Source organism: Gottfriedia endophytica (assembly GCF_017814275.1).
GTDB lineage: Bacteria > Bacillota > Bacilli > Bacillales > Bacillaceae_G > Gottfriedia > Gottfriedia endophytica.
This window is the reverse complement of record NZ_JAGIYQ010000002.1, coordinates 1-15,156: the sequence shown is the minus strand read 5'-3', so window position 1 is coordinate 15,156 and position 15,156 is coordinate 1. Positions and strand designations below refer to the sequence as shown.

Annotated in this window: 14 protein-coding genes and 1 other annotated feature; all 14 genes read left to right on the top strand. The window is 32.3% G+C overall.

The annotated features are described in order from the left end of the window. Positions 1-22: 22 nt before the first annotated feature. The 14 genes from J5Y03_RS02735 (at position 23) to J5Y03_RS02670 (ending at position 15,011) form a co-directional block, all read left to right on the top strand. Positions 23-760: a uracil-DNA glycosylase family protein gene (locus J5Y03_RS02735; RefSeq protein WP_209402265.1), complete on the top strand. Its 738-nt coding sequence runs from the start codon at positions 23-25 to the stop codon at positions 758-760. 167 nt (positions 761-927) lie between these two features. Continuing rightward, positions 928-1,575 (top strand): HD domain-containing protein, encoded by a 648-nt coding sequence (locus tag J5Y03_RS02730; protein WP_209402263.1) that lies wholly within the window; start codon positions 928-930, stop codon positions 1,573-1,575. Continuing rightward, on the top strand, positions 1,572-3,467 hold the full coding sequence (locus J5Y03_RS02725) for an ABC-F family ATP-binding cassette domain-containing protein (RefSeq protein WP_209402261.1): 1,896 nt from the start codon (positions 1,572-1,574) through the stop codon (positions 3,465-3,467). The genes J5Y03_RS02730 and J5Y03_RS02725 overlap by 4 nt, the downstream gene beginning before the upstream one ends. A 158-nt stretch (positions 3,468-3,625) precedes the next feature. Beyond that, positions 3,626-4,015: a single-stranded DNA-binding protein gene (locus tag J5Y03_RS02720; protein ID WP_209402259.1), complete on the top strand. Its 390-nt coding sequence runs from the start codon at positions 3,626-3,628 to the stop codon at positions 4,013-4,015. 55 nt (positions 4,016-4,070) lie between these two features. Beyond that, complete coding sequence (locus J5Y03_RS02715; RefSeq protein ID WP_209402257.1) at positions 4,071-5,216, top strand: conserved virulence factor C family protein; 1,146 nt, start codon at positions 4,071-4,073, stop codon at positions 5,214-5,216. Between the two features lie 23 nt (positions 5,217-5,239). Then, positions 5,240-5,668 (top strand): BrxA/BrxB family bacilliredoxin, encoded by a 429-nt coding sequence (locus tag J5Y03_RS02710; RefSeq protein ID WP_209402255.1) that lies wholly within the window; start codon positions 5,240-5,242, stop codon positions 5,666-5,668. A gap of 78 nt (positions 5,669-5,746) precedes the next feature. Continuing rightward, positions 5,747-6,520 carry a class I SAM-dependent methyltransferase gene (locus J5Y03_RS02705; protein ID WP_209402253.1) on the top strand — a complete coding sequence of 258 codons (774 nt, stop codon included), beginning with the start codon at positions 5,747-5,749 and terminating at the stop codon, positions 6,518-6,520. 138 nt (positions 6,521-6,658) lie between these two features. Continuing rightward, positions 6,659-7,615, top strand: coding sequence for a thymidylate synthase (locus J5Y03_RS02700; RefSeq protein WP_209402251.1), 957 nt, complete (start codon positions 6,659-6,661; stop codon positions 7,613-7,615). Positions 7,616-7,730: 115 nt separating this feature from the next. Beyond that, positions 7,731-8,210 (top strand): dihydrofolate reductase, encoded by a 480-nt coding sequence (locus J5Y03_RS02695; RefSeq protein ID WP_209402243.1) that lies wholly within the window; start codon positions 7,731-7,733, stop codon positions 8,208-8,210. 187 nt (positions 8,211-8,397) lie between these two features. Then, positions 8,398-8,922, top strand: a complete 525-nt coding sequence (locus J5Y03_RS02690; RefSeq protein ID WP_209402234.1) for a hypothetical protein — start codon at positions 8,398-8,400, stop codon at positions 8,920-8,922. A 537-nt stretch (positions 8,923-9,459) separates the two neighbouring features. After that, positions 9,460-10,170, top strand: a complete 711-nt coding sequence (locus J5Y03_RS02685; protein ID WP_209402232.1) for a lysophospholipid acyltransferase family protein — start codon at positions 9,460-9,462, stop codon at positions 10,168-10,170. A 77-nt stretch (positions 10,171-10,247) separates the two neighbouring features. Further along, positions 10,248-10,469 (top strand) — a binding site (T-box leader). Between the two features lie 61 nt (positions 10,470-10,530). Beyond that, complete coding sequence (proS, locus tag J5Y03_RS02680; protein WP_209402230.1) at positions 10,531-11,967, top strand: proline--tRNA ligase; 1,437 nt, start codon at positions 10,531-10,533, stop codon at positions 11,965-11,967. 261 nt (positions 11,968-12,228) lie between these two features. Next, positions 12,229-14,244: a PhoX family protein gene (locus J5Y03_RS02675; protein WP_209402228.1), complete on the top strand. Its 2,016-nt coding sequence runs from the start codon at positions 12,229-12,231 to the stop codon at positions 14,242-14,244. A 581-nt stretch (positions 14,245-14,825) separates the two neighbouring features. Continuing rightward, the gene (locus J5Y03_RS02670; protein WP_209402226.1) at positions 14,826-15,011 is read left to right on the top strand and encodes a twin-arginine translocase TatA/TatE family subunit; all 186 of its coding nucleotides are present in this window, start codon (positions 14,826-14,828) and stop codon (positions 15,009-15,011) included. The last annotated feature ends 145 nt before the right edge of the window (positions 15,012-15,156 follow it).

The following is a 15,156-nucleotide window of genomic DNA, read 5'->3' as shown; positions in this document are numbered from 1 at the left end:
TTATATTTTTGGAGGCTTTCCAATGGCAATATCAACTTTTTCAAGATTTTCTGACTACAAGCAAAAAATAAATTCATTACCTTCAATATCTGAGGATCAAATCCTCACTGAACAATTTCTGCTAGATATAGATGAAAAAAAGAAAATCGATATCTATTATGCCCCATTTGAATACGTAAACGAAAATGCAAAAGTTGTGATTGCTGGTATTACTCCTGGCCTACATCAAATGAAAAGATCCTTTTCAACGGTTTTTAACTTAAAGGATCAAACGATAGACGATGAACAAATCTTACATGAAGTAAAGAAAAACTCGAGTTTCGAAGGACCAATGAGGAAAAATCTAATTGCAATGTTAGATGAATTACAATTACATAGTTACTTAGGATTAACGTCTACAAGTGAATTATTTAGTAGTGCAAGTCAACTTGTTCAAACGAATTCAGTCATTTGTTATCCTGTTTTTTATAAAGGAAAAAATTACACTGGTTCGACTCCAAATATAACCACAGAACTACTAATGAAATATATTATTAACGGTTTTGCCAAGGAAATAGAAACAATGAATAATCCATTAATCATTCCTTTAGGTGTAAATGTAACGAAGGTATTAAATTATCTAGTTGAAAATAATTACATAGAACCTAAGTTTATCTTAAATGGATTTCCTCATACATCAGGAGCAAATGGTCACCGTCATCGACAATTTGCTGAAAATAAAAAGGAAATGGAACAAAAATTGAAAGAATTCTTTAGATAAAAAATTCGTAAATAGAGATTAATTTAAATAGCCCTTCATTGTTTCAAAAAGATAGAAGGGCTATTTACTGTGAAACGAACATTAATCTACTTCTAACTAGTTGATCTTTTAATAACATCTAGCTAATTCATGCTATAATGTTTGGTAGAATTAATGGAGGAAACCATATGACAAATCAAGATAAAATCAATCAAATTGAGGCATATGTAAAAGAAATTCACAATGGTGATAGTAGTGGTCATGACTGGTATCATATAGACCGTGTTCGTAAATTAGCCAAAATGATTGCTTTAAAAGAAAATGCTGATGCACTTATTGTTGAATGTGCAGCACTAGTTCATGATGTAATCGATGATAAATTAATAACAGATTTAAAAGAACAGCGTGAGCAGTTAGAGGTATTTCTATTAAAAACTTTACAAAATGAAGACCAAGTTTCATTTGTTTTTGACATTATTGATAACATTTCATACAAAGGTGGCAATGGAGTAATCCCTTCGTCAAGAGAAGGAAAGATTGTTCAAGATGCTGATCGATTAGATGCACTAGGTGCAATTGGTGTTGCAAGAACCTTTGCCTATGGTGGTAAAAAGAATCGAAGCATGTATAATCCAGATTTTGAAATTCGTGAAAATATGACATTAGAAGAATATAGAAGTGATAAAAGCTCTTCATTACATCACTTTTACGAGAAAATATTAAAATTAAAGGATTTAATGAATACAGAAACAGCAAAAGAAATCGCTGAAGAACGACATCATTTTGTTGAAACATTTATAGATCAATTTATGAAAGAGTGGAATAGTATCGAATGAAAATTTTACAAGCAGAAAACCTAGTCAAAACTTACGGAGATAAAACTTTATTCAATGAAATTTCATTTACCGTATCGGAAGGGCAAAAAATAGGATTACTTGGTATAAATGGAACGGGTAAATCTAGTCTATTACAGATCATTGCTGGAGTAGAGGTAGCGGATTCTGGTGAAATCATCACGCCAAAAGATTATATAATTAGTTATTTACCTCAACACGAAGACTTTACTAGAAGTCAAACAATTCTTGAAGCTGTTTTTGAAAGTAACGATCCTATCATGAAGCTAGTAAAGGATTATGAGAGTACACTTCAAAAATTACAGAAACAACCTGAAAACGAAAAATTATTATCTGAACTATTAAAATTACAAGCTCAAATGGATTCAAAAAACGCATGGGATCTTGAAGCAAATGCAAAAACAATCCTATCAAAATTAGGTTTACAAGATTTAACCCAAGATGTTGTGAATCTTTCAGGTGGTCAAAAGAAACGAGTTGCGCTTGCAAAGGCACTTATTCATCCATGTGACCTATTAATTTTAGATGAACCAACGAACCATTTAGATTTTAATAGCATTGTCTTTTTACAAGACCACGTTTCAAAGTTGAAAAATGCAGTGTTATTTGTAACACATGATCGTTATTTTTTAGATGCTGTTACAACAGCTTTACTTGAACTTTCTAACGGCTCAATTTATCGATATGAAGGGAACTATCAATATTATATTGAGCAACGAGCAATTCGTGAGGAACAAGAAGCAGCTACTAATGACAAGAGAAAGAATTTGTTCCGAACAGAATTAGCATGGATGAGAAGAGGGGCAAAGGCTCGTACGACAAAGCAAAAAGCTAGAATTCAACGTTTTGAGGATTTATCGACAAAAATAACAAAAGACCAATCTTCAGAACTTGAAATGAATTTTCAACAATCACGCTTAGGCAAAAAAGTTGTTGAATTTATTGATGTAAATAAACAATTTGATCATAAAGTGATCTTAAAGGATTTTTCTTTATTAATTAATCAAAATGATCGAATTGGTATCATCGGTGAAAATGGAGTTGGGAAGTCAACTTTATTAGAAATGTTAACAGGTAATCTAAAGGCTGACACAGGTGTAATTGATATTGGACAAACTGTTAAAATTGCACACTATAAACAAATAAATGAAGAGTTCAATTCAAATATGAGAATGCTTGATTATATTAAAGAAGAGGCTGAAGTCATTCATACTCCAGATGGAAAAACAATATCAGCGTCTCAAATGCTCGAAACATTTTTATTCCCGCCACATTCTCATGGAATTATCCTTGGAAAATTATCCGGTGGTGAAAAGAGAAGATTATATTTACTAAGATTGTTAATGACTGCTCCAAATGTCCTGTTACTTGATGAACCGACAAATGATTTAGATATTGAAACACTAACGATTTTAGAAGACTATATTGAAAAGTTTTCTGGTGTGGTAATTACAGTTTCCCATGATCGCTATTTCTTAGATAAAGTTACAAACAAATTATTAATCTTTGAAGGTGAGGGTAATGTTTCCTCAACTTTAGAAACTTACTCTGAGTATTTAGATCGAAAAGTAGAAGAGGAAAAACAAGCAGTAACTGAGCAACCAAAACAACCAAAGCCGGTACAAGAAAAGGAAAATAAACGTAAAAAATTAAGCTATCAAGAACAAAAAGAGTGGGAAAGTATCGAAGGTGACATTGAAAAATTAGAAGAAGAAATTGAAAGATTAAATGATGAGTTATTAAAAGTTGGCTCTGATTTTGAACAAGCCCATAAGCTATCACAGCAAATTGAACAAAATGAACAATTACTCGAAAACAAGATGGAACGCTGGTCAGAATTAAGCGAGCTAGTTGAAAGTTTAAAAAATAACTAATTTTATTTTTTAGGGAAAATTTCAGCTTGAAATTTCAATTTTAACGAAACAATTTATCAATTTTGACCCGGTAAAATGGTGTCTTCTATCAATTTTCAACTTTTTACAAAGACAAATCAATTGATTATATTTTGTAAAAAGAAAGGGAGTTGATATGAATGATTAACCACATTACTATCGTAGGTCGATTAACGAAGGATCCAATTTTACAAACTACAGTTAATGGAAGAAAAACTGCTTTTATCAATGTTGCAACATCTGCGTATTCTGATTATCTAAAAAAGGTAGTAACAAACTTTGTTTCAGTCAAGCTTTGGGGACGTACAGCTGAATACGCAACTTCTAAAGCGAAAAAAGGAATGGAAGTAACGGTAGAAGGATCACTAAGAACCTCATCATATGTGAATGAGCAAGATAAGCAAATATTCGTTACTGAAGTCATGGTTGAGAAATTTCATGTACTGCAAGGTAGAATAGAAATAGATGAGGAAAATGATACATCAAAAGCAATGGATAATCTTAGTGAGTTCGTGAAAGCATTACAATAGAGTAACTCTCCTTTTTTTGTTAGAATATAAAAAAATGCAAAAAAAGGAGAATTCGATGAAGATTCTTTCGATAGAACCAACTCCAAGTCCAAATACAATGAAAATTACTTTGGATACAGAGTTACCAGCAGGACAAAAAAGCCACTATACAAATGAAAGTGCTCAGGCAGCACCAGTAGTCATTCAAAACATTTTAAAAATAGATGGTGTAAAAAGTGTATATCACGTAGCAGATTTTCTTGCGATTGATAGAAAACCAACAGCTGATTGGAAAGGGATTTTATTAAAAGTAAGAGAAATCTTTGGTGAAGATGTTACATCAACTGATGATGATGTAATGAAAATTGAATCAAACTTTGGTGAGGTTCAAGTATTTGTTCAAATGTATCAAGACATCCCGATGCAGCTTAAATTAGTTACAAACGGTGAAGAGCGTAGAGCGGCATTGCCACCTTATTTTAAAGGTGCGGTAATGGAGCTTTCAACAGCTGCTAAAAACGTTGTATTAGATCGTCAATGGATTGATTATGGTATTCGTTATGGAGAATATCAATCAATCGAAAAAGAAGTAGTTGATGAATTAACAGCAACACATCCTGAGGAAAAGATTAAAGAAACAGTTTCACAACTAATTAACCAATCTTCAGATCAACCTGAACAACCTCAGGAAATTAAAAATGTTTATGAAAAGTTAACAGAAGATCTATTCAAAGAAGAAGACTGGAAAAAACGATATGCTAGATTTGTTAAAGTAAATCCAACAAAAGAAGATTTACCTTTATTAGAAAAAGCATTAAATGACTCGAATGTTTCGATTAGAAGATTAGCAACTGCTTATTTAGGTATGTTAAAATCAGATGATGTACTTCCATTGCTTCTTAAAGCATTAAAAGACCCAGCAGTAGGAGTTCGTAGAATTGCAGGAGACTGTCTTTCTGATTTAGGATTAGTTGAAGCAATGCCTGCAATGATTGAAGCACTTAAAGATTTGAATAAAATAGTTCGCTGGCGTGCTGCAATGTTTTTATTTGAGGTTGGAGACGAGTCAGCAATTCCTTCTCTTAAAGAAGCACTTAAGGGTGAATCTGAATTCGAAGTTAAAATGCAAATGCAATTAGCTCTTCAAAGAATTGAAAATGGTGAAGAAGCTCTAGGATCAGTTTGGAAACAAATGACAGAGCAGTTTAAAAAAGAGCAATAATATCGTAAGGGAGAATTATAAAAATGAATGCATATGAAGAGTATATGAGAGAAATAGTTAAACCAATGAGAGCTGAACTTTCAACAAACGGGTTTACTGAGTTAATGAAGGAAGAAGAAGTTACAAACTTTATGGAAAATCTAAGTGATACAGCATTTGTTGTTATCAACTCAGTTTGTGGTTGTGCTGCAGGATTAGCAAGACCATCTGCAGTGCAAGCTGTTCTAGAAGCTGAAGTAAAACCAGCTCATGCTGTGACTGTATTTGCAGGTCAAGATAAAGAAGCGACAGCAAAATTAAGAGAATATTTAGCTGAATTCCCACCATCATCTCCTTCAATGGCGGTATTTAAAGGGAAAGAAGTAGTAGGATTTATCCCTCGTGAACAAATCGAAGGATCAACACCTGAGGACATTAAAGAAAGAATCCTATCTATATTTAAACAAATGTAAGAATTAGCTGTCCCTAAAAGATAAGAGGGACAGCTTCTTTTAATTAATATTGCTTCTAAATTATTGGAGGAATAGAAAATGATTGTTACTACATGCCTAAGACCGGACAATTCAATAATTGATAGAGCAATTGGGGTTGCGAAAGATTTAGACACAACTTTTGAAAAAAGAAATGATCTAAGTATAGCTGAAATGCACAATGTATTTAATAGCCCAATACTAGTCGTTGGAAAAAAACGACTTGAATTATTCACCCAACATTCCAATGAACCATTTTTCTTCCATCCAAATTCAGCTGTTTTTCGAATAAGAAGGTTACTAAATGGAGAGCACGACCCATTTTGCGATGCTTGTTCATTAGAAGAAGGAGATTCATTACTTGATTGTACTCTTGGGTTAGCATCAGATAGTATTGTCGCTAGTTTTAGAGTAGGAGAAAAAGGACGAGTAATCGGACTTGAAAAAAATAAGACCATTGCTTACATCGTAAAAGAGGGAATAAAAACGGATCAGCAAAATATTGAAAACTGGAACGAAATCTTAAATAGGATTGAAGTAAACCATGTTGATCATTTAGCATTTTTAAAGAAACAAAAGGATAATAGTATTGATGTAATCTACTTTGACCCTATGTTTCAAGAAGAAATCAATGAAAGTAATGGAATTAAAAAGATTAAGCCATTAGCTGAATATGATTCAATTTTGGAAGAGACAATAGAAGAAGCGAAGCGGGTTGCCAGTAAAAAAGTTGTATTAAAAGATCATTTCCGAAGTGATCGATTTAAAAAATATGGCTTTCATCAATTAATTAGAAAATCTGCTCAGTTTCATTTTGGCTATATAGAACTATAAATTTGTCATTTTTTTTGATTGCATGTTATGAGATAATTCATTAGTAAACTCAATTTTTAAGAAGAATAAAATAAAGCAATAGTTAGAGCTTTGACAACATGTATTAGACAGTTTATTTGGGAGAAAAGGGAGTTATTTATGAATCAAGTAGATAAAGTATATTTAGATTTATGTAACTATATTTTAGAACATGGGACAAAAAAAGAAGATCGAACAGGAACGGGAACTATAAGTGTATTTGGTTATCAAATGCGCTTTAATTTACAAGAAGGATTTCCATTATTGACAACAAAACGAGTACCATTTCGCTTAGTTGCGAGTGAATTATTATGGTTTTTAAAAGGGGATACAAATCTTCGTTACTTATTAGAAAATAATAACCATATTTGGGATGAATGGGGTTTTCAGAAATGGGTGGAATCAAACGAGTATAATGGTCCCGATATGACGAATTTCGGTATTCGTAGCCAAAAAGATGAAGAGTTCAATGCCCTATATCAAGAACAGATGAAAGTGTACCAAGAAAGAGTATTGAATGATATAGACTTTGCTAAAGAATTTGGTGATCTTGGTAATGTGTATGGGAAACAATGGCGTAGCTGGGAAGGTGCTGATGGACAAACGTATGACCAAATCCAGTATATTATCGATGAAATTAAGAGGAATCCAGATTCAAGACGATTACTTTGTAATGCATGGAGTGCGTCAGAAATTAAGAATCAGCAACTTCCACCATGTCATTATGCATTTCAATTTTATGTTCTAGATGGAAAGCTAAGTTGCATGTTTAATATGCGTTCGAATGATGTATTTTTAGGTCTACCTTTTAACATTGCATCTTATGCGTTGCTAACACACTTAATAGCTCATGAATGTGGACTAGAAGTTGGAGAATTAATCTATACTGGTGCAGATGTTCATATTTATTCAAATCATATTGAACAAATTCAAACTCAACTAACTCGTGAATCACGTAAATTACCAACTCTAAAATTAAATTCAGAAGTTAAAAGTATATTTGATTTTGAATTAAATGACATTGAACTGGTTGGATATGACCCACATCCAACTATCAAAGCGCCAGTAGCTGTTTAGGATAAAATAAAAAACGTTTATAAAAATGAACTTTAACCTATAAAAAGAACGTATGGCAAATTACTAATGGGTTCAGTTTAGAGTTGTAAACAATTATTAAAGGAGTAGTGAGTGTATGATAGCTGCAATTGTTGCCATGGCAGAAAATCGAGTAATCGGCAAAGATAATCAACTTCCTTGGCATATCTCAGAAGAGTTACGTTACTTTAAAAAAGTAACAACTGGACATACAATCCTAATGGGGCGAAAAACGTACGAATCAATTGGTCGTCCTTTACCAAACCGAAAAAACGTTGTCGTAACAAGAAACAAAGACTATAAGGCTGAAGGTATTGAAGTCATTCATCATCTATCTGACTATCATCCTGAGGAAAATGAAGATGTATTTATCATAGGTGGAGCAGAAATCTTTAAAGAATCAATGGGAATTTTAGATACTCTCTACTTAACTGAAATACAAAAGGAAATTGAAGGAGACACATTTTTCCCTGAATTTTCAAAGGAAGAATGGAAAGAAGTATCTTCTTCTGAAATGAATACAGATGAAAAATCTGGACTTCAATACGTATATAAAATCTATAAGAAAATTTCATAATGAAAAAATTCGTTATTCGGGTTATAAAGGAAGAAAGACATCTTACTCTTAAAGGATGTCTTTTTCTCTTTGTTTATTATAAAAAAGTGAAAGGCAAATGGGAATTATGTTAAAATATATCTGATTATTAAGAAAATTCTATTTTAAAGTAACGGTAGCATAATACAATATATAAAGAGGTGATATGTTGAAAAAGAGGATACTATCCATACTTGTTCTTATAGTTGGGATAATGATTGTTTACGGTATTTATTACACATATCCGAAGAGTATCACACGTTCTATAAATGGTGTTGAATATCAGTTGGGTGGTGGCAAAACGAAGTCTGTACAAATAAACGTTCAAGGAAAACTTCAACATTCACTACTAGGAAACAAAACCTTTGTAGGTAAAATAGGTTTTAAAGGAGTAAGTTATCCTAACAAAGATAGTAATAGGCAATTAAAAATAAAATTCCAAGAGAATGGCTCTGGAAATATAATTTATGCTTATTATAAAAACGGTACTCCAGTCATAAATAGTTATGGTGTTCTTTTTATAAACAATGATTTTAGTAAAGTGAGCATCCAAGTATTTAAACCTGACAATGATGGAGGGAAGACTTGGTTTGCCAAAAATGGATTAATCATTTCAGGACCTGCAAAGAGTATAGATAAAGCTTTAGAAATTGCCAATGATTTAATGAAAAATGTGAGGGCTTTCGTTCAATGAGAATTACACATTTAATTCAAAACGCTTGGTGATGACTCCAAGCGTTTTTGGTATGATAATTAAAATATTAATTAACCTGTTTTTATGTCACTAGATCCTTTGTTACTTATTTTGTGACTAAGTACTTCGTCATGTTATTTGAACTACTTATTCTAAAAAGTAGAATTTTTTTAGAATTTATTAAAGAGAAATGATGATAAAGAAGTTGATTGGAACGGAAGGGTGCTCGACTCCTGTGGGAGATGTGGGAAGGCTGAGACCCCGCAGGCTTGCCGAGGAGGCTCAGCTCACGCCCCAAGGAAAGCGAGCATCCTGGAGTGGAAATCAACTTATCACATTCTTAAATAGAAACAAAGTAAAAGATATCAATCTTTTGATTTTAATGTTGCTTTATAGCTACTTTTAATAAACAAAGAATTTGCGACACTACTAGGGAAGAATAGTTTGACTTAATTGTCATTTAAAATATACTATGTCTTTAAAAAAAGATTAATTTTCTATATAATAGAATGCATATTGATTTACTGGAGGAGAACGATGATTCGTACGATTTATGCAGCTATTCGGATAATATGGGGTGTAATATATGTAGGTTTAAAACTACCAAAAGTAAAAAGACTCCCAAACACATTATCCGTTAATGAAAGAGATAAATTTATCCATCAAGTTCCAGATTATTTTGGGAAAATGATGATTGGAGTTACAGGTAGTAAAGTAGAGGTAATAGGATTAGAAAATATCCCAAAAGATCAAGCAGTCTTGTTCGTGAGTAATCACCAAAGTAATTTTGACATACCATTATTAATGGGGTATTTAAATAAACCTATGGGATTTATTTCAAAGGTTGAATTGAGTAAGATTCCAATTGTTCGTCAATGGATGGAAAATATGAATTGTGTATTTATGGACCGTGAAGATCGCCGTCAGTCGCTTCTTGCTATTAAAGATGGTATCACGAAACTTCAAAATGGACATTCTTTAGTTATCTTTCCTGAGGGGACAAGAAGTAAGGGCGACAAAATGGGAGAATTTAAATCAGGTAGTTTCCACTTAGCTCTTAAATCTGGTGTGCCGATTGTTCCGCTAAGAATTAATGGAACATATAATATTTTAGAATCAAATGGTAATCGAATTAAACCAGCAAATATTTCTCTTGAAGCATTTCCGCCAGTTAATCCAGCAGAATTAGGATTGACTGATCCAAAAGCTATTAGTAGCTATGTGCAACAAATTATTGAAGGAAAATAAAAACAATTATTTTCAAGAAATGTCAATAAAGATATTGACTTTCGTTTTTTTGTAAATTAAGATGTTTAATAATTAAATATACGACAATGAAGAGGAATAGTAAGTATAGGAGCTTTTTAGAGAGGGAATGGATGGTGAAAATTCCTAAAGTATATATACTGAACCAGCCTTAGAGTCACTGTACCGAAACTAAGTAGGCTACAGCGGTATTCCCGTTAAAGATTTTGAGAGATTATGTAAAAGTTAATTTAACTATTTACATAATAATTAGGGTGGTAACGCCAAGAATGGTCCCTTGTGATTATTCTTGGCGTTTTTTGTTGTATTTAAAATGTTTCATTAAATTAGGAGGATTGAAAAATGAGTAATAATAAAAAGTTTGTAGAAGCAATCACCGCAATGGATGAAGATTTTGCACAGTGGTATACAGACATTGTTAAAAAAGCTGAGTTAATTGATTATTCAAGTGTAAAAGGTTGTATGATTATTCGACCATACGGATACGCAATTTGGGAAAATATCCAGAAAGAACTAGATTCTAAATTTAAAGAAACTGGCCATGAAAATGTTTATATGCCAATGTTCATTCCAAAATCATTATTACAAAAAGAAGCAGATCATGTTGAAGGGTTTGCTCCTGAGGTTGCTTGGGTGACACACGGAGGACATGATGAGTTAGTCGAGCCATTAGCTGTTCGTCCAACTTCAGAAACATTATTCTGTGAGCACTATTCAAAAACGATCGAAAGCTATAATGATCTTCCAAGATTATATAACCAATGGTGCTCTGTTGTTCGCTGGGAAAAAACAACTCGTCCATTCTTACGTACAACAGAATTTTTATGGCAAGAAGGACATACTGCACACGCAACTGCAGAAGAGGCGCAAGAAGAAACATTACAAATGCTTAATGTATACGCTGATTTCTTAGAGAATTTTTTAGCAATCCCAGTTATTAAGGGACAAAAAACAGATAAAGAAAAATTTGCTGGTGCAAAAGCAACTTATACAATTGAAAGTTTAATGCATGACGGAAAAGCACTTCAAAGCGGAACTTCACATAATTTTGGAGATGGTTTTGCGAAAGCTTTTGACATTCAATATACTGACAAAAATTCAAAGAGACAATATGTACATCAAACTTCTTGGGGTATGACAACTCGTGTTATTGGTGCATTAATTATGGTACATGGTGATGATAGCGGCTTAGTATTACCACCAAAAGTTGCACCAACACAAGTAATGGTCATTCCAATCGCTCAGCATAAAGAGGGTGTAATCGAAAAGGCGACAGAACTTAAAAATCGTATTGCATCAGTTGCTCGAGTTAAAATCGATACTTCTGACAAAATGCCTGGTTGGAAGTTTAATGAGTATGAAATGAAAGGTATTCCAGTTCGTGTTGAAATTGGACCAAAAGATATCGAAAAGAATCAAGCTGTCCTTGTAAGAAGAGATACACGTGAAAAAATCTTTGTTTCTCTAGATAATCTTGAACAAAGTATTTCAGATTTATTAGTTGATATTCACGAAAATCTATACAATAAAGCACTTGATAATCGTACGCAAAAAACGTTTGAAGCAAAAAATATGGTAGAACTAAAAGAAATTGCTGACACTAAACCTGGGTTTATTAAGGCTATGTGGTGTAACGATTTAGCTTGTGAAGAGAAAATTAAAGAAGATGTAGGATTAACTTCACGCTGCATTCCTTTCGAACAAGAACAAGTGTCTGATGAATGTGTATGCTGCGGTAAGAAAACAGAAACAATGGTTTATTGGGGTAAAGCGTATTAAAATTGTATGATATTATCTTTATTGATTTCATTATAATAAAAAAGTAAAAAGCATGTTATTTTGATTGGAGTATCAATCGAAATACATGCTTTTTATTTTTTAAGCAACACCTTTACGGTTAGAATTTTTAGAAAATGTCGAATATTAACAATTACTTTACACTGTAACAATAGTCAATTAACATTTTTGAAGTTTAATAGAAAGTGAAAAAGAAATTAAATAAACATTAAAAAATATTAAAAAAATCTTAGGAGGAAGAATATGACTAAAAGAAATTATTTAAAAAAAGGAACAATTTTTGCCTTGGCACTAGGATTGACAGTTCCAACATTCTTACATACAAATGCAGAGAGTAAAAAAGGAAAAGTATCCATTACATCTGTTCAATTTAATGGAATGAAAACCGCATCTACTATTCAAGATATGGTAAAAACATATACAACTGCATCTGTTGATGTGAAATACAGTGACGGAAAAACAAGAAACTTTCCATTATCCTACAAAAGATTATTTAAATCAGAAGATAAAATTGCGAGAAACAATGGTGAGTATATTGCTGCTGGTACACCAATTGACTTTTTCGGGGATCCTATTGTAGATAAGAGTATTCCTGGAAAACCAACTAATTTTTTATCTGACTCTCCTGACTCAAATTCTTTACTGAATCCAATTGATGGCAAACTTTATATGGTGACACATTACGAATATCAAACACTTGATGCTGCTGGTCAATCTGCATATGGAATTGTTCCTGCTTCAATGAGTTTAAGCAAAATGGAACAAGATAAAAAGACTGGAGAGCTTAAAGCTAAGGAAGTTAAGAAAATTGATTTTTCATCTGTAAATGGTCTGTGGATTCCATGTAATGGTTCATTATCGCCTTGGAATACTCACTTAGGATCAGAGGAATACGAACCAGATGCACGCCAATTTGAAACAGATCCTAAATCTTCTGCAAGAACTTCAACTGAAAGTTTTGCACAGCTTTACTGGGGAGATAAAGCAAAAGCGAACCCATATTTCTATGGATTTATTCCTGAAATTAAAGTAACAAAAGATGGGGAAGCAAATGTAACTAAACATTATAGTATCGGCCGTTTTTCACATGAATTAATGAAAATGATGCCAGATAAACGCACTGCATTTTTCGGAGATGATGGATCATATACAGGATTATTTATGTATGTTGCAGATAAAGAAGCAGATTTAACAGCTGGTACATTATACGCTGCTAAATTTAAGCAAACTGGAACTCAAAATGGTGGTTCAGGAAACTTAGAATGGATTCGACTAGGTCATTCTACTGACAAAGAAATCAAAAAAATCATTTATAGTGGCATTAAATTTAGTGATATCTTTGAAACGTCAGATGCACCTAAAGATGGATTTAAAGCAATCAAACAATACTCTTATGGAAAAACTGAATATTTGAAATTAAAACCAGGCATGGAAAAAGCAGCAGCATTTTTAGAGTCTCGTCGATATGCTGCAATGCTAGGAGCAACTACAGAGTTTAACAAAATGGAAGGCGTAACATTAAATGCAAAAGATAAAAAAGTGTATATTGCGATTACTGATATAAGTAAAGGAATGGAAAAGGATGCAAGTGGAAAAGATCCAGCAGATGATATTCAATTACCGAAGATTAAAGCTGGTGCGACATATGAATTAAATTTAATGGGTGGACTACAAGATAGTGACAAAAATGTCATTAACAGTAATTATGTTGCAACAACAATGTCAGGATTAGTTGTAGGAGAAGATTTACCAGCTGCTGACCCATACGGAAATACTGCAAATGTTGATAAAGTAGCTAATACTGACAACTTAAGCTATTCTGAAGCAATGAGAACTTTATTTATCGGTGAAGATAGTTCAATGCATACAAATAACTTTGTTTGGGCTTATAATGTAGATTCGAAAAAATTATCTCGTATTTTATCAATTCCAGCTGCTGCAGAAGCAACAGGATTGTTTGCCGCAGATGATCGTAATGGATTCTCATACATTATGACTAACTTCCAACATCCAGGTGATGAATTAGATAATTTCCCTATCACAGCAGTGAATAAAGATGAACTGAAGAAAGCTATGGATAAAGAAATCGGAATTGATAAAACAGGTGGTATTGGTTATATTTCAGGTTTACCATCATTTACAAATCTACCTTACACTATCGAAAAAAAAGTTGAGAAAAAACCTGAAAAGAATGAAGTGAAAAAACCTGTTAAGCAACCAGTAAAGAAACCAGTAAAAAAAAATGAAAAGAAAAAATAGAATCTGATTTACATCCTTAACAACTAAATTATATTAGAACATAAAAACCTTTAATTATTAAAATAGGGACCTAATAGGTCTCTATTTTTTTGAACTTTATAAATAAAGGATTTCATAGAAAAACATTGAATAATAAACATTACTTACTTGATACCATTAAAATCTCATATAATGTACGGAGGATTTATGATATATGATCATCAAAATAAAACAATTACCACTAAAAGGCTAGTACTAAGACTGTTTCAAAAATTTGATGCAGAAGCTGTTACTAATCTTTGTAATAATTATAATATCTATAAAAATACATTATACCTATCTTCTTCGCATCACTCTTAATCTTGAGGTGGGGGTCTTACTGCCCGTTAATGTGGGATAAACGAAATCCTGTTAAATCAGGATTTTTTATTGTTTGTAGATTTTAGTGAGAATTAACAATCTTAATTAACAAACCTTCTAATTATTTGGTGTAAATTTTATAGAATATTTTAGAAAAATGATTTGACGAATGTTGAAATTTTTGACAGAATTAGAATAGATAGATTTTTTACATAATAATAGAGGAAAGTTGGGGGAGAAAAATGCTTGGTAATATTGGCTTTCCAGGTTTAATCTTAATTTTAGTATTAGCATTAATTATATTCGGTCCGAAAAAGTTACCAGAAGTAGGAAGGGCGTTTGGAGAAACATTAAAAGAATTTAAACGTTCAACCCAAGGTTTAACAAACGATTTGTTAGACGAAAAAGAAGAAAAAAAATCAAATTAATTTGAATAAAAGCAAACCCGGCTAGATTGCACCCCTTAAAGTAGATGTTGAAAAACCCAGAGTTGGGCAACATTGACTTTAAGGGGTGTTTTCTTATGGCGAAAAAAGGTCAGAAGTTCCAAAAATATAGTTTCGAAATTAAAGC